The following is an 18,535-nucleotide window of genomic DNA, read 5'->3' as shown; positions in this document are numbered from 1 at the left end:
CGGTTCGCGGCCCTTGAGGATCGCTTCGGAGAAGGTGATCTCGGTAAACAGCTTGCGCGCCGTGTGGTCGTTGATTTTGCCACGACGAAGCATGGTCTGCAGTTCGGCGCGCTCACCCTTGATGCCCGCCAGCCTGAAGCCGAGTTCGATCCCTGAATCAAACCCGCGGCTGGCCTGAACAAAAAAGACCGCTACGAGAGCGGTCTTTTTCTTCTTAGATCAGATGCTTAAAGCGCGGAGCTGATCTGCAGCTCGCTGGCGCCGTCGAGGCCGTAGATATCGTCGCGGAACTGCACGACACCCGGAGCGGTCGACCACGCCGACAGATAGAGGAAGTGAACCGGCACCGGGTTGACCACATTGATCGGCGTGTTCTCGCCGGTCTTGATCGCCGCCTCGAAATGCTGGCGGTCCCAGCCGGGCGTGTCGCGCAGGATCCAGGTGACGAGGTCGCGCACGTTCTGGACGCGCACGCACCCCGAGGAATCGAAGCGCATCAGCTTGCCGAACAGGCTCTGCTGCGGCGTGTCGTGCATGTAGACGCCGTCCGGGCTCGGGAAGTTGATCTTGACCGAGGCCATCGCGTTGTTGTTGCCCGGATCCTGGCGGAAACGGTATTTCGCGGCGTCGTCCGTCGACCAGTCGATGGTCATCGGATCCACCTCGCTGCCGTCCGGCGCAAACAGGCGGATGTGGCTGTCCTTGAGGTAGTTCGGGTCCTTCCGCATCAGCGGAATGATGTCCTTGCGCACGATCGAAACCGGCGCATTCCAATACGGATTGACGATGATCTCGTTGATCTTCGAGTTCACGATCGGCGTCTGGCGGTCGATCTTGCCGACGATCGCCGTGTGGCGCAGCACAACGCGGTCGTTCTCGACCGCTTCGACCTGGGCGCCCGGAATATCGACAAGGACGTAGCGGTCGCCCAGCGTGCCGGCCTTTTCCTTCAGGCGCTGTAGGTTGGTCTGCAACTGGCCGAGCCGGACCTGCGCCGACACGTTCATGGCGGCGTAGGTGTATTTGCCCATGGCGCCGTCGGCCGGCAGGCCATGACGGAGCTGGAAGCGCTTGACCGCCGAGTCGACATAGGAATCGAAGGCCGTCGAAATGCCGGCGCTCTGCGGCAGGTCGCCCGAGACCATCAGACGCTTGCGCAGCGGGACGACATCCGGATCGTCGTCGCCGAGCTGCAATTTTTTGGTCGCCGGAACCTGCTCCCAGCCGCCCTGGGAGACGATGTTCTGGTACTGCGCCACCGCCTGCTCGGTGAAGGCCACCGTCTGCTGGCTGAAGATCGGCAGCGTCGAGGCGACCTTGTTGGTGTCGTTGCCGCGAGCGTCGAATTGGTCGTCCCAATTGCCGCGGGTCGAGGATTTCAGGATGTCCCCGATCACGTCCTGGGCGCTCGCATGGCCAGCGACCATTGCGGCGGCGAGCGCGGAGGCTCCAGTTAGGAAGAAACGGCGGCTGGTTCTCATGGCAGACATTCTTTGCTTAATCGCTCTCGCTCAATCGCTTGCCGGGCGGCTTGTCCGCACTCTAGGGGTGGCAAACTTAACAATTCGCCAACCATGACCCGCATCGGTCGGCCGCCGGAAACGTGCCGCCGCAACAGGTTCCAAGGGGCGCAGGGCACAGGCCCGCAGCATCACCCGCAATCGGCATTGACCGCGATTATGGCGGCAACGTGGCCTTGGCCCGCGATTTGCCTGCGGCGGGAAGGTGAAGAAATCATAGCGATGCTTTTTTGCATCGCAGCAATGTCGCCGCGTGCTCGTGAAGTTTGCGCCCTCCCCCTCAGGCACGAAATTTCAACGCGCGCGGAGCGACTGTCAAACTCCCGCAGATGCCCGTCGTCGAAAAAAGAAAAGGACCAGCGCTTCGACACCGGTCCATAGCTTTCCCCGGGCCGTGCTTCTTCGGCGCGGCTTTCCCGTCCCAGTTCCGAAGCTCTTACATCCGATACGCGATCGTATCGTTCCAGAAGCGGTCGAGGCGCTGCAGCGCGCGGTTCATCTGCTTGAACTCGTCGGTGTTGATGCCGCCGACCGCCTCGATCGAGCCGACATGACGCTCGTAGAGGCCAGCGACGACGTCGGCCACCTCGTTGCCCTTCGGCGTCAGCGAGACGCGGACCGAACGGCGGTCGATGCGCGAACGCTGGTGGTTGATGAAGCCGAGGTCGACCAGCTTCTTCAGATTGTAGGAGACGTTCGAGCCGAGATAGTAGCCACGCGAGCGCAGCTCGCCGGCGGTCAGCTCGGAGTTGCCGATGTTGAAGAGCAGCAGCGCCTGGATGGCGTTGATGTCGGAACGGCCGTTGCGGTCGAACTCGTCCTTGATCACGTCAAGCAGGCGGCGGTGCAGACGCTCCACCAGCTGCAGCGATTCCATGTAAAGCGAGCGGATAGCCTCGCGGCGATCGTCAGATACGTTTGCGGTCTTCGCCGCCGGACGCGAATTGATCATTGTCTTTGCCTCTCGTTTGTCGCCTTGGTGATTTTTTGTTTTTCACCTTGATCGCGACACTATCGAATACTCATAAAATTCGACTTAAACGCCAGGGCTAACAAGAGCTTACCGGTAAGAGGTTTCGGAAGACGCTTAACGATCGGTCACCCGAGCAAGAACAATTAACCTAAAGATTTAGCCAATGGATTTTGCAGTGAAAACGGGCTGCGAAACCGGCCCTGAAGGCCGGCCCCGGCGGCTTTATGGGTGGAGCATGATGTCGTCCGAAAACCGCTTCACACTTTTCGGCATCATGCTCATTGGCGGAGCCTGCGCTTCTGCAGCCAGATGGTGACGCGAAAGACGATGTAGAGCAAGGCCACGCAGGCGTGCGAGATCACGATCAGCAGGCGGTGGCCGAAGAGATCGGGGAAGCCGGCATACATCACCGTCTCGGTCGCCGCGCAGATGAACCAGATCACCGGTCCCCAGGACGCCAACATCCAGAGGCCGGCGGCCGCGAAAGGAAAGAACACCGCGAGCATGGCCGCCGCCACCTGCCAGTGCACCGGCATCAGGTCGAAGCGCCAAAGCTCACCCGGATAGATGCCGATCAGGCGGATCCAGTAGAGAATGCCGAACAAGAGGCAGTAGCCGGCGATGACGCGCTGGAACCAGGCGAAGATGACCTCGGTGGTCGAGGGTTGCAGCACCACGCGCCTGGAGGTGACCTCGCTCACAGGGCGAGCTCCTCATCTCCGAGCGGCGCGAAATAGGCGTCGATATCGGCCTCTCGAACCTCATCCAGTCGGGCCGGCCGCCACGCGGGTGTGGACCCCTTGTCGATGATGGCGGCGCGGATGCCTTCGTAGAAATCATGGCCGGCCAGCATGCGGTTGAGGATGCGGAACTCCATCTTCATGCATTCGTCCATCGACAGCGTCGATCCTGCGCTGATCTGGCGCCAGGCGACGTGGAGGCTGGTCGGCGAGCGGGTTTTCAGCGTCGCCAGGGTCTTTGCGGCAAATGCATCGTCGGCCTCCGCTCGCTCTAGACTCTCGATGATGCCGGCGAGCGAGCTCTGCGAAAAATGGCGCGCGATCGCCTCGAGGTCCTGGCGGTCGGTCTCGCGTTTGGCCGGCACGAAAAAATCGCGCAGCTCCGCATTGGCGTCGCCGCTCGTCGCCAATTCGTCGAGCAGGCCCGCCTGGTCCTCGGCCTTGATGGTATGGGTGGCGAGCCCCGACCACAGCGCGTCGCCATAGCGGATGCGGTTTCCTGTCAATCCGAGATATATGCCGAAAGAGCCGCCCAGGTCCGGCAGCAAGTGGCTGGCGCCTACATCGGGGAAGAAGCCGATGCCGACCTCCGGCATGGCGAACTGCGCGTTCTCGGTCAGCACCCGATGCGATCCGTGGAAAGAGATGCCGACGCCGCCGCCCATGACGATGCCGTCGATCAGCGCGACATAGGGTTTCTTGAAGCGCGCGATGCGGGCGTTGAGCCGATATTCGTCGGCGAAGAAGTCGACGGGCGGCTTGCCCGCCCGGCGGGCCTCATAGATGTGCAGGATATCGCCGCCGGCGGAAAACGCCCTGCCCTCGGCCTTGACGACGACAACCCCGATGCCCGGATCCTGTTCCCAGGCGTCCAGCGCCTTGCCGAGTGCCTTGACCATGTTGTGCGTGACGGCGTTGAGCGCCTTCGGCCGGGTCAATGTGACCACGCCCGCTCTGCCCAGCCGCTCGAAGCGGATCTCGTCGCCTCCGCCAAAATCCATCACCAGGAAATTCCTCTCTCCGCCCGCCGGGGGAGAGAAGTGCTAATGGCGGCATGCGGACCCGTCAATGGCAGCGGTTCTTGCGCTGGCGGGCGGCCACGCCAGATGTTAGGTAACCGGCAAAGCACTGCGCCCGCGTCCGACCGGTTTCGAGCAGATCGACATGCCTGGAATTTCCCGCTTCGTGGTTGGATTGGTCGGTCTCCTGTGTCTGGGACTACCCCTCCGCGCCGCGACAATCGCCGAGCTCTACCAGGCGCAAACGATCGTCACCGGCACCGGCGAGGTAAACCGGCAGATCGGCTTCAAGGATTGCCTTGACAAGGTCCTGGTCAAGGTATCGGGCGACCAGCGGCTGACGCAGAAGACGGAGATGCTGGCGCTGCGCGACAAGGCGGCCGACTTCGTCCAGTCCTTCCGCTATCACGACCGGCTCGAAGGCATCCCGATCCATGACGAGCAAGGCACGCATGACAGGCCGCACGATCTGACCTGCATCTACAAGCCGGCCGTCGTCGACAAGCTCCTGGCGCAGCTCGGCAGCAGGCCCTGGCTCGGCGAACGGCGGCCGATCGCCGTCTTCATGACCGCCGAGCAGGGCTCGCGGCATTTCGTGCTGACGCAAGACGAGCAGCGCGGCAACGCGATGCGCGAATCCTTCGCCAATGCTGCCGGTCCGCTGCTGATGCGCGTCACCTTTCCAAAGGCCGGGCAGCTTGGCGGCCTGGATGAAAAGGCCCTTTCCGGGGCCGACATGGCAAGACTCGACAATCTCGCGAGAAAAGCGGGAGCGGCCCGGGCGCTCGCCGGCAGCATCGTGTGGAGCGACAAGGAACTCGGCTGGATCGCCGACTGGCGGATGGCCGACCGCGGCAAGACCTATCGCTGGCAGGCGCGCGGCGTCAGCTTCGACGAGGCGTTCCGTGTGGCGATCAGGGGCGCTGCGCAGATCTTGTCGGGGCACGGGCAGCCGTGACAGCATTTCCTCGCCCCCATGAAATGGGGGAGAGATTGCTCGGCGAAGCCGAGACGGAGAGGGGAGCGCCCTGCGAAGGCCCCTCTCCGTCCGCTTCGCGGCCACCTCTCCCCCCGCCTCTCGCGGGGGCGAGGAACTCGCGCTTCGACGCTGGCACAATCGTGTCGCATTGGTCAGCGGCGGAGACGCGTGGTAAAAGCCTGCGCAAAAGAGAGTTTCGGCGATGAACAAATTCACCCCCGCAAAGCCTGCCGGCGCGCGCAGCGTCGACGAGATCACCGGCAGCCGGCGGCTGCGGCGCATGCGCAAGGCCGACTGGTCGCGCCGGCTGGTGCAGGAGAACCAGCTGTCGGTGAACGATCTGATCTGGCCGATCTTCGTCATCGACGGCAAGAACACGCGCGAGCCGATCGCCGCGATGCCGGATGTCTACCGCCTGTCCATCGACCTCGCGGTGAAGGAAGCCGAGCGCGCGGCCAAGCTGGGCATCCCGGCCATCGCCACCTTCCCCAATGTCGAGCTTGCGCTGCGCGACCAGACGGGATCGCACATTCTCGACCCGGACAATGTCATCAACCGCGCCACGCGCGCCATCAAGGACGCGGTGCCCGAGATCGGCATCATCACCGATGCCGCGCTCGATCCCTTCACCAGCCACGGCCATGACGGCATCCTGCGCGACGGCATCATCGTCAATGACGAGACGGTGGAGCAGGTCGCCGCCGCGGCCGTCATCCAGGCGGCGGCGGGCGCCGACATCATCGCGCCGTCGGACATGATGGACGGCCGTATCGGCGCCATCCGCGACGCGCTCGACGCAAATGGTTTCCAGGACGTCGCTATCATGTCCTATGCGACGAAGTTCGCCTCGGCCTTCTACGGCCCCTATCGCGAGGCGGTCGGCACCGCCGGCCTGCTCAAAGGCGACAAGAAGACCTATTACATCGATCACGCCAATTCGGACGAAGCGGTGCGCGAGGCCGAACAGGACCTTGCCGAAGGCGCCGACATGCTGATGGTGAAGCCCGGCCTGCCTTATCTCGACATCATCCGCCGGCTGAAGGACGAGCTACAGATGCCGACCTTCGCGTACCAGGTGTCGGGCGAATATTCGATGATCAAGGCAGCAGCCGCCAATGGCTGGATCGACGGCGAAAAGGCGATGCTGGAATCGCTGCTTGCGCTGAAGCGAGCCGGTTGCGACGGCGTGCTGACCTATTTCGCGCCGGTGGTGGCGCAGATGCTGAAGGGATAGCCCCGGACTGATCTGATGCCGCTGGATGACCGGCCGGCCACTCTGCCGGCTGGATTTTTTTGCCCGACAGAATACTGATTGCAAAATGCAATCAGTTGAGCTATTCCGCTTGTGTATCACAACTGATCAGGAGGAATTCGTGTCGAAGCTCCGTGTTGATTGTTTTACGCTCTCGCTCGATGGTTACGGCGCCGGCCCCGACCAAAGCCTCGCCAACCCCCTCGGCATCGGCGGCGAAAACCTGCACCAATGGATGATCAAAACCCGCTCGTTCCACCAGATGATCGGCAAGGAAGGCGGAACGACGGATACCGATAACGATTTTGCGGTACGCAGCTTCGAGAATGTCGGCGCCTGGATCCTCGGCCGCAACATGTTCGCGCCGAGCCGTGGCGAATGGCCGGACGACGGCTGGAAAGGCTGGTGGGGCGCCAACCCGCCCTACCACGTGCCGACCTTTATTCTGACGCATCACAAGCGCGCGCCGATCGAGATGGAAGGCGGCACGATTTTCTATTTCGTCACCGACGGCATCCATTCGGCGCTTGAACAGGCGAAGGCAGCGGCAAGCGGCAAGGATGTGCGGGTCGGCGGCGGCGTTTCGACCGTCCGGCAGTATCTGCAGGAGAGCTTGATCGACGAGATGCATCTGGCGATCTCGCCGGTCCTGCTCGGCTCGGGCGAGCATCTGTTCGCCGGGCTCGACATGCTGAAGCTGGGGTACCAGTGCACGGAACAGATGGCGACCGCCGATGCGACGCATGTGATGGTTGGGCGGGCGTAGCTGGACTCCTCCTTCTCCCCTGTGGGAGAAGGTGGCCTCGCGAAGCGAGGTCGGATGAGGGGTGCTCCAGCTTGGCAACGAGCTGGAAATCGTCACCGCCTCATTCCTTCCAACCCGTCATCCGTCTCGGCGCTGCGCGCCGATCCACCTTCTCCCGCAAGGGGAGAAGGAGGGCGCTCAATACTTCTCCGGCACATAAAGCTCGCGCGGCAGGACCTGGCGCTCATATTCCGGGTTGAAGACGCGTTCCGGCAGCGTGATGTCCTCGTGCGGTACCTCCTCATAGGGCATCTGCTGCAACAGATGGTCGATGCAGTTCAGCCGCGCCCGCTTCTTGTCGTTGCCCTCGACGATGAACCAGGGCGCTTCCGGAATGTTGGTGCGGGCGAAGGTCTCTTCCTTGGCCTTGGTGTACTGCTCCCAGCGCACGCGCGACTGCAGGTCCATCGGCGAGAGCTTCCACTGCTTCATCGGATCGTGGATGCGCATCAGGAAGCGCATCTGCTGCTCCTCGTCGGTGATCGAGAACCAGTATTTCACCAGGGTGATGCCGGAACGAACCAGCATGCGCTCGAATTCCGGCACGTCGCGGAAGAACTCCTCGACCTGATCGGCATCCGCAAAGCCCATCACGCGCTCGACGCCGGAGCGGTTGTACCAGGAGCGGTCGAACAGCACGATCTCACCGCCCGCTGGCAGATGCGGCACGTAGCGCTGGAAATACCATTGCGACTTCTCGCGCTCGGTCGGCGCCGGCAATGCCACGACACGGGCGATGCGCGGGTTGAGCCGCTGCGTGATGCGCTTGATGACGCCGCCCTTGCCGGCGGAGTCGCGGCCCTCGAAGACCACCACCAGCTTCTTCTTGTGGTAGGCGACCCAGGACTGCAGCTTGATCAGTTCCGACTGCAGCCTGAGCAGCTCCCGGAAATAGGTCATGCGCTCCATGGAAGGCGGATGCGACTTCCTGTAGATCTTGGCGATCTCGAGCGAGAGCGCCGGTTCGGAAAGCTCCAGCTCATAGTCCTCGTCGAGCGTGTCCTCGAGTTCGGCTTCGAGCCAGTCCTTCGCCCCGGAATTCGGTTTCAATTCATTCATCGCGCAACTCCGTCCTGCCTGTCAGCCATCATCGCTTCGGAATGCCACGCCGGCTCCGGACGGACATTCCTTAAGCCGACTGAGATACAGAGGCGCAATGACGGTTTTATTGCAATCGGCCGACAGCGAGGTCGATATAGCAGATATGTGATCGACCCGTATCGATAGCGGGGCGACAAACGGCGGGAATTGTCCTACAAATCCCCTCGCCTCTTTCCGGCGCTCGCCACGGCGCTTCTTCAAACAAATTGCGAGGACCGACATGGAATACCGCACGCTCGGCCGATCCGGCTTGAAAGTCTCGACATTGACGCTTGGCACCATGACCTTCGGCGGCGCCGGTCCGTTCGCCGCCGTCGGCAATTCCGACCTCGCGGAGGCCAGGCGCATCATCGACACCTGCATCGATGCCGGCATCAACCTCATCGACACGGCAAACGTCTATTCCAACGGATTGTCGGAAGAAATCATCGGCGAGGCGCTTGGCGGCAAGCGCAAGAACGACGTGCTGATCGCGTCCAAGGCGCGCATGCGCATCGGCAGCGGCCCCAATGACGAGGGTCTGTCGCGACACCATCTCATCCGTGAATGCGAAAAGAGCCTGAAGCGGCTCAGGACCGACGTCATCGACGTCTATTTCGTCCATCAATGGGATGGGCTCACCCCGGTCGAGGAGACGATCGCGGCGCTCGACACCTTGGTGAACCAGGGCAAGATCCGTTACATCGGCTGCTCCAACTGGTCGGGCTGGCAGGTGATGAAGGCACTTGCCGTCAGCGACAGCCGCCATCAGGCCCGGTTCGTCACCCAGCAGATCCACTACACGCTGGAAGCGCGCGAAGCCGAATATGAATTGCTGCCGATCTCTGTCGACCAAGGCCTCGGCGTGCTGGTCTGGAGCCCGCTGGCGGGCGGACTGCTCTCCGGCAAATACAATCGCGATAGCCCGACCGCGCGCCAGATCGGCGGCTGGACGGAACCGCCGATCCGCGACGAGGGTCGTCTGTGGCGCATCGTCGACGTGCTCAACGACATCGGCAAGGCACACGGCGTCTCAGGGGCGCAGGTGGCGCTTGCCTGGCTGCTCGGCCGTCCGGCTGTAAGCTCGCTGGTTATCGGCGCCCGGAACGAGGCGCAGCTCAAGGACAATCTCGCCGCGGCCAGCCTGTCGCTCAGCGAAGAGGAGCGACAGCGCCTCGATGAGGTCAGCCGGCCGCCTGTGCTTTATCCCTACTGGCATCAGCAGTTCACGGCCAGGGACCGTTTCGGGCCTGCCGACAAGGTGCTCGACCGCTCTCACGCTTAAAAACGCTCAGCCGGCGATAAAGCGCCAGACTTCCGGGTCGGGCTTAATCTGCCCGCTCAGCACGAAATATTTATAGAGGACGAGCAGCGAGATCGCCTGCTCATGCTGCTCATTGCCGAATTTGCTGCAATAGTCGTTGGCGGCGGCGGTAATCCGCCGTGCCTCGGCGGGATGTTTTTCGAAATAGGCAACCTTATCGACCAGGTCGGAGAAATCCGGCTGCAGGGGCACATAGTGGATGTTGGGCTCGACCTGGGCTTCCGCAAACCAGGTTTCGTAGGTCGGTTCCGGCATCAGGCAGAGCGAATTGGAGCTCATGATCCATTTCAGATTCGTCGCGACATCATTGCCCTCAAGTGAGACGATGTAGCGATAGCGCCGCTGCTGCTCGATGTTCAGGTACGGCTTGCGGTATCCGTCCGGCGCGTCGGCCCTGTGGGAACCCGCATCGCAAATCGGCAGGTTGGCGGCCCTTTCCACGAAGCGGGTGCGAAGCGGATTGTTGAGATGACCGCGCCAGACCACCATCGGGCGCTTGTCGGCAAAAGACAGCTCGTCGGGCGGCATGTAGAAGTGACGGAACTTGTTCAGCTTCATCAGCACGCCGTTGGCATTGTCGTCGCCGATGGGCCGGTCCTTGACGATCCTCGGGAGCTCCGGAACGCCGACGACGTCGCCGAACTCGAAATCGATTAGCAGGCCGGGATCGAAATAGCGGGCGAATTCCTTGAGGTCGTAATAATACATGCTGGAAGAGGTCGGCAGCTTGCCGACGGCTATGGCGTCCGGACTGGGCACGAACGGCTCTTCCAGCTTGTTGTAATAGTTCAGTCGCTCGCGAACCGTCTTGCCCGAAAGCCTGGCTTGCTCGAGCCGGCTGGCCAGACGGCCGCGAAACAGCGATTGCGGTGCGCGGTCACGAGCGAAATTGCGCGCGTAATAGAACAGCTTTGCGGCGGTTCGAGAGAGTGTGGCCATGCGTCCGGGAGTTCAGCAAGATGGTCAATGGTAGTCGGTCGGCCTTCATCCCCCTCGTCTCCTACAGCATTCTCCCGGCCATGTTGCAAGCCTGCTAATGCGATTGGCCACACGACAACTTACGCCGCGACGACGGCGAACCCTCTGGCGCGCAATCCGCGCCGGTCGTCATGCAGTGAGGTGACCAGCCGGTCGCGACTGCCGGCGATGTGAGCGGCAAGCAGCCGCGCCGCTGCCTCGGCATCGCCACGCCTCACGGCAGCGAGGATGGCGTGGTGCTCGGCCCAGGCGCGGCCGAGCGCCTTCTCGTCCCGCACCTCCAGCCAGCGCGCGCGTGACAGTCTCGTCATCGCATCGCGAACGGCCCTGAGCAGAAACTCGTTGCCGGAAAGTCTCGCCAATTCGATGTGGAAATCCAGGCCGACGCGATGCCATTCCTCGCGCGGCGTCTCGGCGCCGCAGGAATCGAGCATCGCCGCGATCACCTCGATCCCGCTGCGGTCTTCGAGTGCCGCCGTCAGGCGAACCGCGGCCACCTCGACCGCCTCGCGATAGACGGCGATCTGCCCGAGCTCCGCGAGGTTGATCGGCGCCACCGTCCAGCCGCGGCCGTCGCGGGCGATCAGGCCTTCCGTTTCCAGGCGCAGCAGCGCCGCCCGCACCGGCGTGCGCGAAGCGCCGAACCGGCTCTCGATCCAGCGCTCGGTCAAACGCTCGCCCGGGCCGATCTCCAGCCCAAGGATCATCTCGCGAAGCTGCCTTTCGACATTCTGCATCTGCGACATTTGTCGTCCCGCTTTCCAAGCCGCATTGACAGCGGCAAGTGCCAGGTTCATGACGGATACCAGCTTGGTATCCCAAACTGGTATCCGTAACAACCCCAGCATTGGCACACGTGACATGACGCCCAACGAATCCGAACAGAGCGGCATCAACATCCATTGGCGGCGCAACCTCGCCGTCTGCTTCGCCGGCTCGTTCAGCACGCTCATCGCCATGACGCTGCTGCTGCCGTTCCTGCCGCTTTACGTCGAGCAGCTCGGCGCCGAAGGCCACGCAGCGATCGTGCAGTGGTCGGGCATCGCCTATGGCGCGACCTTTTTCGCGGCCGCGCTGGTCGCGCCCTTGTGGGGCCGGCTGGGCGACCGCTACGGCCGCAAGCTGATGCTGGTGCGCGCTTCGTTCGGCATGGCGATCTGCATGTCGCTGACCGGCATGGTTGAGAGCGTCTGGCAACTGGTGCTGCTTCGGCTGCTGATCGGGTTCGCCGGCGGCTATTCCTCGGGCTCGACAATCCTGGTTGCGATGCAGACGCCGAAGGAGCGCTCTGGCTGGGCACTGGGCGTGCTGGCGGCGGGCATCACGGCGGGATCGCTGGTCGGACCGCTGCTTGGCGGCCTGCTGCCGCCGCTGATCGGCATTCGCGCGACCTTCCTGCTTTCCGGCGGCGTCATCTTCCTGGCATTCCTGGCGACGACTTTCCTGATCAAGGAGAACCCGCCGGCGCCGAAGCCCGCCTCGATGGCGAAGCCGAAGAGCGGCTGGTCGCAGATCTCCGACAAGCGGCCGGTCATCGCCATGCTGGCCACCGGCATGCTGCTCGCCTTCGCCACCATGTCGATCGAGCCGATCATCACCGTCTATGTGCAGCAGCTCGTCGAGGACCAGAGCAAGGTGACCATGGTCGCAGGCGTCGTCATGTCGGCGGCGGCGCTCGGCACCATCCTCTCCTCATCCTGGCTGGGGAAACTTGCCGACCGCATCGGCCACTGGAACGTCGTGGTCGGCGCGCTGGCGGTCTCGGCATTGCTGCTCATTCCGCAAGCCTTCGTCACCAATGGCTGGCAGTTGATCGGCCTGCGCTTCCTGATGGGCCTGGCGCTGGGCGGGTTGCTACCCTGCATCACCAGCGTGATCCGCCATAACATCCCCGACGGGATCGGCGGCAATGTGCTTGGCCTGGCGATCTCGGCGCAATATGTCGGCCAGGTCGCGGGACCGCTATCCGGCGGCTTCGTCGGCGGGCATTTCGGCATGCGCTCGGTGTTTCTGGGCACAGCGGTGCTGATGGCGCTCGGCGCGGTCTATAACTGGACTGTCCAATCGCGCCGGGCACGGCATATGCTGCTCGAAGCCGGCGAATCCTAACCGGCGCCTCCGCCTCGACCGCAGCATGGAGCATCCAGGATGAGCCTTACCGGGCAAGCGTCAGACGGCGGGAGCCGCGTCCTCGTGCTGGCAGCCGGCCTCGTCGGCGCGGCCGGCGTGGCGCTGTCGGCGGCAGCCGCGCATCGCGGCGGCGCCCTCACCGGCACGGCGGCCAATTTCCTGCTGATGCATGCGCCGGCATTTCTTGCCATCGGTCTTGCCGGCGGCAATCGCTGCCTCAGGATCGCCAGCCTCATCCTGCTCGCGGGCCTGCTTCTGTTCTGCGGCGATCTTTTGGCCCGCGACTTTCTCGGCTCGCGGCTGTTCCCGATATCGGCGCCGATCGGCGGCACACTTTTAATTGTCGGCTGGATAGCGATCGGCGTCTCGGCGCTGTGGCGTCCTCGGCCGTAGGTATTTCCGGCAACTGTTTTTAACCGGCGCGCCGCTTGCGCTTGCGCGCAGGCAGGTCGTTGGCGCGGCGCCGCTCGGGCTGCTCGGCTCCGCGCGTGATGCCCCAATAGTTGCGGTAGATGTCCTGAAACAGATGACCAATCGGATGCATGACTGCTTCTCCTCGAGTTGAATCGATCCAATACTTGGATGCGGAAAATGGCTGCGGTTCAGCCGCGCTTGCGCTCCACGAGGAAGCGCAGCTCGCGGCGCCAGGGACCCGCTCTGCTGCACCGCTTCTGGCTAATGGCGGCCGAGGCGATGCCCCAGTTGTTACCGTAGATGTCCTCGAACAAATAACTGACCGGATGCACGGCACCCTCCTGTTGGTATCGCTTCACTATAAAGCGGATGACTTGGATCGATTCAAAAAATAGGCCTTAATCACGCGGCGTCAAGCGGAATTTGAATCGATCCAACAAAAATGTTAGATGACCGGCAGCAATTCAGCGGTCATGTTCTTTCCGTGACCGGATTCGGAGGAACGACATGGCATCACTCCTCGAAGGCCAGGCAAGACCGATCAGGCTGGCCGACATCGCCAAGGCCGCCGGCGTCTCGCATGGTACGGCCTCGAACGTTTTCAGCCGCCCCGAGATCGTGCGCGCCGAAGTGCGCGAGCGGGTCAAGGCGGTCGCGGAGCAGATGGGCTATGCCGGCCCGGACCCGAAAGGCCGGCTGCTGCGCGCGGGCAAGGTCAACGCCATCGGCGTCGCCACCACCGAGCCCCTCTCCTATTTCTTTGACGATCCCTTCGCCCGCGTGATGATGGCCGGCATTTCCGAAGCCTGTGACGCCACCGGCGCGGGCATCGCGCTGGTATCTGCCGCCAATCAGGAAAAGCTCGCCTGGAATATCCAGAGCGCGCTTGTCGACGGTTTCATACTGTTCTGCATCGAAGGCGGCTCGCGTCTTGTCGACCTGACACGCGAGCGCAGGTTGCCCTTCGTCGCGCTTGAACTCGGTTTCCAGGACGAGACCGTGTCGGCGATCGGCGTCGACAATGTCGCAGGTGCGCGGCTCGCGGCGCGCCATCTCGCCGAGCTCGGACATCGCCGCTTTGCCGTGCTGTCGCTTGGCTTCGCCGACAATCGCACCGGCTTCGTGACGCCGGAGGTGGTTCGCAGCGCCGTCTATACCGGCACGCGCGATCGCCTTGCCGGCTATTTCGAGGAGCTTTCCGGCTTCGGTATCGATACGGCGAAAATCCCGGTCTATGAGACCGAGAACGAGGAAAAAAGCACCAGGGCCGGCCTCGAGGCGATCTTCGCCAGGGCCGATCCGCCGACCGCCATCCTGGCGATGTCGGACCGCATGGCCCTGATCGCCATCGACTGGCTGAGAGCAAGGGGCTTGGCCGTGCCCGGCGATGTTTCCATTGTCGGTTTCGACGGCGTGCCGGACGGCGCGCTGTCCACGCCGCCACTGACGACGATCGCCCAGCCGATCACCGAGATCGGCCGGCGCGCCGCACGCATGATCCTCGATCATGACGGCGCCGTGCGGCGCGAGACGATGGGGGTCGAGTTCGTCGTCAGAGGCTCGACCGGCCCGGCTCCGAAAGCCTGAGCACGCTCAGGCGATCTGCACGCAAATCTACCGGGCGCTTTACCTGGGCCGCGTCAGTAACCGCCCATCCTCACCGGCACTGGGTGCGCGCCGAATGGCGCACGCCCGGGCTCCTCGCGCACCTGCTTGGCGCGGGACGGGCCGAGGCCGGCAAGCCATTCGAGATAGAGCGCGAGCGCGAGCTGCATGGCGATGCCGGCTGCGATCAGCAGCGTATCGTAGGCCAGGCCTCCCGGATTGATCAGCTTCAGCACCTGCGCCGCCATGGCCAGCAGCGTGCCGGCGATGAACACAGGCAGCGAGCGCTTGCCCAGGATCGCCAGGGGGTTGTCGGGCCGGACGCGGAACAGGTTGGAGACCGCCGGCAGCGCCACGATCAGATAGCTGACCGACAGAATGTGCAAGAGCCGCGGCAGCGACAGGAAAGTCTTGTCGAAGCCGCCGATCACCACCGGCAGGTTGAACCAGGTGATCTGACCCCAGAGCGGACTGTGCACCCAGATCGCCGCGCCGACCACATAGATGCCGGCGGCACCAAGCAGCCACGGATTGGCCGGGATCCGCCCGCCGCGCTTCACATGCAGCATGGCGGCAAGGCCGATGTTGAACAGGAACTGCCACGACAGCGGGTTGAGGAACCAGAAGCCGGGCTCCGGATAATTCGGTGGCGCGATCTGCCAGATGCCGGCGGCGAGCCAGAGCAGGCCGGATACGATCAGCGCCGGCACCGGCCGATAGCTGACGAACAGCACGAACGCGGGCGCCGCCAGAAGCAGCGCCGCATAGACCGGCAGGATGTTGTTGTAGCCGAGCTGGTGGCCGAGCATGACGATGCCGAGCAGCGCCTGCGGTGTGTTGCGCATCAAGGGCTCGATATTGATCATCGTCAGCATTTCCGGCCGGTGCACGAACAGCGCGGCGGCGCAAAACAGCGCGATCACCACCATCGTGATGACGATGTGGGAGATGTAGAGCACACCGGCGCGCCGCCACATCTTCAGCGTCGCGAGCAACCGGCCGCCCGGCTTGAACTTCGTGCCGTAAGCCAGCGCCACCGAGATGCCGGAGATCAGCACGAAGGCTTCGGCCGCATCGGAGAAGCCGAAATTCTTGTAGGTCCAGTTCTCGAATACCGTGCCGGGGACATGGTCGATGAAAATGGTGAGCAGCGCGAGCGCGCGCAGCACGTCGATACGTGTGTCACGATCGTTGATACGTGTGTCACGATCATTGATGCGCGTGTCGCGCTCTCCGACCCGCTTATCGCGGTCGTTAGGAACAGGGGTGGTCATCGACAAAAGGCCTCAAAGCTGGTTGTTCATAGCCAGCAATGCGACCCCCGGGGCGCACCGCTTCGATTCCTCCCATGGGGAGTGTATCGCCGCAGAAACGGACTGAAATGCGCCTGGTTCAATCAACTTTCGCGGAGCGCGAAAACAATCCGTTTTGAAGCCGGCAAATCAACAAATCTCTCATGGAATCAAATCGATATGAGCGCTTCCGAATATAGCGACGAAAACAGCATCCTGCGCGGGGATCTAACCTTCCCCTACCGTCTGCTGAGGCCGGCAAACGCAAGCGGCGAGTGCCTGTTCGTGCTGCACGGGTCAGGTGTCGACGAGACGACGATGCTGCCGCTGGCGAGGCAGATCGCGCCGGACGCGATTATCGTCGCAGCGCGCGGCCGCATCCGCCAAGAGGAAGGATTTCGCTGGTTCGAGCGAATCACGCCGACCAGCTTCGAGCAGGTCTCCATCCGTGCCGAGACATCAGCCTATGCCCAATTCGTGACGGACGTCGTGGAGGTGCAGGGGCTCGACCTGAAACGCGCGACCTTCCTTGGTTATTCCAACGGCGCGAATGTCGTCTCCAGCCTGATGCTGCTCCACCCCGGCCTGGTCAGGCAAGCAGCGCTGTTGCGGGCGATGCCGGTGCTCGACAAACCGCCGATGAGCGACCTCGGCGGCAGCCGCGTGTTGATCATTGCCGGCGCTGCCGACCAGACCTATGGTTCGTTCGCGCCCGCATTGGTGACGCTGTTCAGCGAACGCCACGCCGAGGTCGACGCGCGCATCGTCGCCTTGGGCCATGAATTCGGCGATGCGGACGCCGCGATCGTGCGGCAGTGGCTGGCAGCACCTGTAGCGATCGCCTGACCGGTCCGGCCAGGCGGGCTTCGGTGCGGCAATCAAAAGGTCGAGCCCGCTCGCAATACGGGTTCAGGAGCATCGTCCGGATACGCGTTGGGGAACGAGTGCTCGATCAGCCGCAGGGGAAAGCCCTCATCCCTGCCCCATTCGGTTCCAGGCGTCCAGACCGGCGATCTTGTAGGCCTCGGCCAACGTCGGGTAGTTGAAGGTGTTGTTGACGAAGAAATCGACCGTGCCGCCGAGATTGATCACCGCCTGGCCGATGTGGATGAGCTCGGTGGCACCCTCGCCGACGATGTGGGCGCCGAGCAGGCGGCGCGTCTCAACCGAGAACAACAGCTTCAGGAAGCCGCTTGAGACGCCCATGATGTGACCGCGTGAGGTCTCGCGAAAACGCGCAAGGCCGACCTCATAGGCGGCGCCGCTTTCGCGCACCTGCTCTTCCGACAGACCGACGGTCGAGATCTCCGGCACGGCGTAGATGCCGTACGGGAAGCTCTCGGGCGGCGGCGGCAGGTTGACGCCGAAGGCATGGCAGGCCGCCACCCGGCCCTGCTCCATCGACGTCGAGGCAAGACTCGGGAAGCCGATGACGTCGCCGGACGCGTAGATGTTGGGCACGCTGGTCTGGAAGGTGTGCGGGTCGACCTTGATGCGGCCGCGGGCGTCGGCCTCGATGCCGACCATGTCGAGGCCGAGGCTGGCGACATTGCCGGTGCGGCCGGCGGCGTAGAGCACCATCTCCGAGCGGATGGTGCGGCCATCCGCCAGCGTCACCTCGGCATGGTCGGGTTTCGAAGCGATCTCCTTGACCGTGCTGCCCAGCCGGATGGTCATGCCGCGGTCGCGCATCTGGTGGATGAAGTCGTCGACGATCTCGCGATCGATGAAGTCGAGGATGGTGTTGCGTGGCTCGACCAGTGTCACCGGCACGTCGAGCGCGGAAAAGATGGTGGCGTATTCGACGCCGATGACGCCGGCGCCGATCACCGTTAGCGTGCGCGGCAGATGGTGCAGTTCCAGCATCTCGTCGCTGTCGAAGACGCGCGTCCTGTCGAAGGGCACGTCGGCCGGCCGGTGCGGCCTGGTGCCGACGGCGATCAGCGCATTGGCGAAGCCGACCTCGCTGTAGTCGCCATTCTCGGCGGTCAGGCTGGCCTTGTTCGGGGTGAGGAACTTCACTGCGGCGCGCGCGCTCTTCACCGTGTTGCGCATGAACTGATGCTGCAGCACCTCGACTTCATGGTCGAGGGTCTTGTGCAGCCGGTCGACCAGATCCGAGATCGAAATGTCCTGCTTGACCCGGTAGCCGCGCCCGTAGAAGCCGCGTTCGCGCCAGCCCGATAGATTAAGCACCGTCTCGCGCAGCGTCTTCGACGGGATGGTGCCGGTATGCACCGAGACGCCGCCCAGGCGCCGGCCCCTGTCGACCACCAGCACCGACTTACCGAGCTTGGCCGATTGCACCGCGGCGCGGCGGCCCGAAGGGCCGCTGCCGATGACCAGCATGTCGTAGTCCATGAACCCGTCCCCTTTGTGCGCCGCAGCAAGCTAGACCGGGAAGAATGTCATGTTCAACAGACA

The 18,535-nt window shown here is 63.4% G+C and carries 19 protein-coding genes; 8 read left to right on the top strand and 11 right to left on the bottom strand.

Annotated features, from left to right (window positions below; translation table 11 throughout):
- Positions 1-227 precede the first annotated feature (227 nt).
- From LB565_RS05595 to LB565_RS05580, 4 genes are all read right to left on the bottom strand, one after another.
- Positions 228-1,481, bottom strand: a complete 1,254-nt coding sequence (locus LB565_RS05595; protein ID WP_224582163.1) for a murein L,D-transpeptidase — start codon at positions 1,479-1,481, stop codon at positions 228-230.
- A gap of 475 nt (positions 1,482-1,956) precedes the next feature.
- Positions 1,957-2,472 carry a transcriptional regulator LdtR gene (gene ldtR / locus LB565_RS05590; RefSeq protein WP_040983294.1) on the bottom strand — a complete coding sequence of 172 codons (516 nt, stop codon included), beginning with the start codon at positions 2,470-2,472 and terminating at the stop codon, positions 1,957-1,959.
- A 299-nt stretch (positions 2,473-2,771) separates the two neighbouring features.
- Positions 2,772-3,194 carry a DUF6163 family protein gene (locus LB565_RS05585; protein ID WP_224582162.1) on the bottom strand — a complete coding sequence of 141 codons (423 nt, stop codon included), beginning with the start codon at positions 3,192-3,194 and terminating at the stop codon, positions 2,772-2,774.
- Complete coding sequence (locus LB565_RS05580) at positions 3,191-4,234, bottom strand: enoyl-CoA hydratase/isomerase family protein (protein WP_224582161.1); 1,044 nt, start codon at positions 4,232-4,234, stop codon at positions 3,191-3,193. Before LB565_RS05580 ends, LB565_RS05585 begins: the two co-directional genes overlap by 4 nt.
- Before the next feature lie 163 nt (positions 4,235-4,397).
- Here LB565_RS05580 and LB565_RS05575 point away from each other — a divergent pair, with 163 nt between their 5' ends.
- The 3 genes from LB565_RS05575 to LB565_RS05565 all read left to right on the top strand — a co-directional run bounded on the left by LB565_RS05575 (position 4,398) and on the right by LB565_RS05565 (position 7,249).
- Complete coding sequence (locus LB565_RS05575) at positions 4,398-5,210, top strand: DUF2066 domain-containing protein (protein WP_224582160.1); 813 nt, start codon at positions 4,398-4,400, stop codon at positions 5,208-5,210.
- Positions 5,211-5,433: 223 nt separating this feature from the next.
- Positions 5,434-6,465, top strand: a complete 1,032-nt coding sequence (gene hemB / locus LB565_RS05570) for a porphobilinogen synthase (RefSeq protein ID WP_224582159.1) — start codon at positions 5,434-5,436, stop codon at positions 6,463-6,465.
- Positions 6,466-6,604: 139 nt separating this feature from the next.
- Positions 6,605-7,249: a dihydrofolate reductase family protein gene (locus LB565_RS05565; protein WP_224582158.1), complete on the top strand. Its 645-nt coding sequence runs from the start codon at positions 6,605-6,607 to the stop codon at positions 7,247-7,249.
- A gap of 177 nt (positions 7,250-7,426) precedes the next feature.
- Here LB565_RS05565 and ppk2 read toward each other — a convergent pair whose 3' ends face one another.
- Positions 7,427-8,347, bottom strand: coding sequence for a polyphosphate kinase 2 (gene ppk2 / locus LB565_RS05560; RefSeq protein ID WP_224582157.1), 921 nt, complete (start codon positions 8,345-8,347; stop codon positions 7,427-7,429).
- 262 nt (positions 8,348-8,609) lie between these two features.
- On the opposite strand from ppk2, the gene LB565_RS05555 reads away from it, so the two are divergent.
- Entirely contained in the window at positions 8,610-9,653 is a 1,044-nt protein-coding gene (locus LB565_RS05555; RefSeq protein WP_224582156.1) for an aldo/keto reductase, read from the top strand.
- 6 nt (positions 9,654-9,659) lie between these two features.
- On the opposite strand, the gene LB565_RS05550 is transcribed toward LB565_RS05555, so the two are convergent.
- Both LB565_RS05550 and LB565_RS05545 read right to left on the bottom strand, forming a co-directional pair.
- Positions 9,660-10,631, bottom strand: coding sequence for a glycosyl transferase family 90 (locus LB565_RS05550; protein WP_224582155.1), 972 nt, complete (start codon positions 10,629-10,631; stop codon positions 9,660-9,662).
- 119 nt (positions 10,632-10,750) lie between these two features.
- A complete protein-coding gene (locus LB565_RS05545; RefSeq protein WP_224582154.1) occupies positions 10,751-11,416 on the bottom strand; it encodes a GntR family transcriptional regulator in 666 nt (221 codons plus the stop codon).
- A gap of 115 nt (positions 11,417-11,531) precedes the next feature.
- On the opposite strand from LB565_RS05545, the gene LB565_RS05540 reads away from it, so the two are divergent.
- Together LB565_RS05540 and LB565_RS05535 are read left to right on the top strand one after the other, a co-directional pair.
- Positions 11,532-12,779 carry an MFS transporter gene (locus tag LB565_RS05540; protein ID WP_224582153.1) on the top strand — a complete coding sequence of 416 codons (1,248 nt, stop codon included), beginning with the start codon at positions 11,532-11,534 and terminating at the stop codon, positions 12,777-12,779.
- Positions 12,780-12,818: 39 nt separating this feature from the next.
- Entirely contained in the window at positions 12,819-13,193 is a 375-nt protein-coding gene (locus tag LB565_RS05535) for a DUF423 domain-containing protein (protein ID WP_224582152.1), read from the top strand.
- Positions 13,194-13,212: 19 nt separating this feature from the next.
- On the opposite strand, the gene LB565_RS29805 is transcribed toward LB565_RS05535, so the two are convergent.
- A complete protein-coding gene (locus tag LB565_RS29805; protein ID WP_263488370.1) occupies positions 13,213-13,344 on the bottom strand; it encodes a hypothetical protein in 132 nt (43 codons plus the stop codon).
- A gap of 58 nt (positions 13,345-13,402) precedes the next feature.
- Complete coding sequence (locus tag LB565_RS05530) at positions 13,403-13,546, bottom strand: hypothetical protein (RefSeq protein ID WP_224582151.1); 144 nt, start codon at positions 13,544-13,546, stop codon at positions 13,403-13,405.
- A 175-nt stretch (positions 13,547-13,721) separates the two neighbouring features.
- Here LB565_RS05530 and LB565_RS05525 point away from each other — a divergent pair, with 175 nt between their 5' ends.
- Complete coding sequence (locus LB565_RS05525; protein ID WP_224582150.1) at positions 13,722-14,801, top strand: LacI family DNA-binding transcriptional regulator; 1,080 nt, start codon at positions 13,722-13,724, stop codon at positions 14,799-14,801.
- Positions 14,802-14,854: 53 nt separating this feature from the next.
- Here LB565_RS05525 and LB565_RS05520 read toward each other — a convergent pair whose 3' ends face one another.
- Positions 14,855-16,093, bottom strand: coding sequence for an OpgC family protein (locus LB565_RS05520; RefSeq protein WP_224582149.1), 1,239 nt, complete (start codon positions 16,091-16,093; stop codon positions 14,855-14,857).
- A gap of 198 nt (positions 16,094-16,291) precedes the next feature.
- Here LB565_RS05520 and LB565_RS05515 point away from each other — a divergent pair, with 198 nt between their 5' ends.
- Positions 16,292-16,957, top strand: a complete 666-nt coding sequence (locus LB565_RS05515) for an alpha/beta hydrolase (protein ID WP_224582148.1) — start codon at positions 16,292-16,294, stop codon at positions 16,955-16,957.
- Positions 16,958-17,083: 126 nt separating this feature from the next.
- Here LB565_RS05515 and sthA read toward each other — a convergent pair whose 3' ends face one another.
- On the bottom strand, positions 17,084-18,472 hold the full coding sequence (gene sthA, locus LB565_RS05510; protein WP_224582147.1) for a Si-specific NAD(P)(+) transhydrogenase: 1,389 nt from the start codon (positions 18,470-18,472) through the stop codon (positions 17,084-17,086).
- Between the last annotated feature and the right edge of the window lie 63 nt (positions 18,473-18,535).

This window comes from Mesorhizobium sp. CA14 (genome assembly GCF_020165195.1).
GTDB lineage: Bacteria > Pseudomonadota > Alphaproteobacteria > Rhizobiales > Rhizobiaceae > Mesorhizobium.
This window is presented reverse-complemented; position numbering and strand designations above follow the sequence as displayed.

What these genes read in the sequence shown, in the direction of transcription:
- LB565_RS05595 (WP_224582163.1), bottom strand. Translation starts at nt 1,481, where the DNA reads ATGAGAACCAGCCGCCGTTTCTTCCTAACTGGAGCCTCCGCGCTCGCC.
- ldtR (WP_040983294.1), bottom strand. Translation starts at nt 2,472, where the DNA reads ATGATCAATTCGCGTCCGGCGGCGAAGACCGCAAACGTATCTGACGAT.
- LB565_RS05580 (WP_224582161.1), bottom strand. Translation starts at nt 4,234, where the DNA reads ATGGATTTTGGCGGAGGCGACGAGATCCGCTTCGAGCGGCTGGGCAGA.
- LB565_RS05575 (WP_224582160.1), top strand. Translation starts at nt 4,398, where the DNA reads ATGCCTGGAATTTCCCGCTTCGTGGTTGGATTGGTCGGTCTCCTGTGT.
- hemB (WP_224582159.1), top strand. Translation starts at nt 5,434, where the DNA reads ATGAACAAATTCACCCCCGCAAAGCCTGCCGGCGCGCGCAGCGTCGAC.
- ppk2 (WP_224582157.1), bottom strand. Translation starts at nt 8,347, where the DNA reads ATGAATGAATTGAAACCGAATTCCGGGGCGAAGGACTGGCTCGAAGCC.
- LB565_RS05555 (WP_224582156.1), top strand. Translation starts at nt 8,610, where the DNA reads ATGGAATACCGCACGCTCGGCCGATCCGGCTTGAAAGTCTCGACATTG.
- LB565_RS05550 (WP_224582155.1), bottom strand. Translation starts at nt 10,631, where the DNA reads ATGGCCACACTCTCTCGAACCGCCGCAAAGCTGTTCTATTACGCGCGC.
- LB565_RS05545 (WP_224582154.1), bottom strand. Translation starts at nt 11,416, where the DNA reads ATGTCGCAGATGCAGAATGTCGAAAGGCAGCTTCGCGAGATGATCCTT.
- LB565_RS05540 (WP_224582153.1), top strand. Translation starts at nt 11,532, where the DNA reads ATGACGCCCAACGAATCCGAACAGAGCGGCATCAACATCCATTGGCGG.
- LB565_RS05535 (WP_224582152.1), top strand. Translation starts at nt 12,819, where the DNA reads ATGAGCCTTACCGGGCAAGCGTCAGACGGCGGGAGCCGCGTCCTCGTG.
- LB565_RS29805 (WP_263488370.1), bottom strand. Translation starts at nt 13,344, where the DNA reads ATGCATCCGATTGGTCATCTGTTTCAGGACATCTACCGCAACTATTGG.
- LB565_RS05525 (WP_224582150.1), top strand. Translation starts at nt 13,722, where the DNA reads ATGGCATCACTCCTCGAAGGCCAGGCAAGACCGATCAGGCTGGCCGAC.
- LB565_RS05520 (WP_224582149.1), bottom strand. Translation starts at nt 16,093, where the DNA reads ATGACCACCCCTGTTCCTAACGACCGCGATAAGCGGGTCGGAGAGCGC.
- LB565_RS05515 (WP_224582148.1), top strand. Translation starts at nt 16,292, where the DNA reads ATGAGCGCTTCCGAATATAGCGACGAAAACAGCATCCTGCGCGGGGAT.
- sthA (WP_224582147.1), bottom strand. Translation starts at nt 18,472, where the DNA reads ATGGACTACGACATGCTGGTCATCGGCAGCGGCCCTTCGGGCCGCCGC.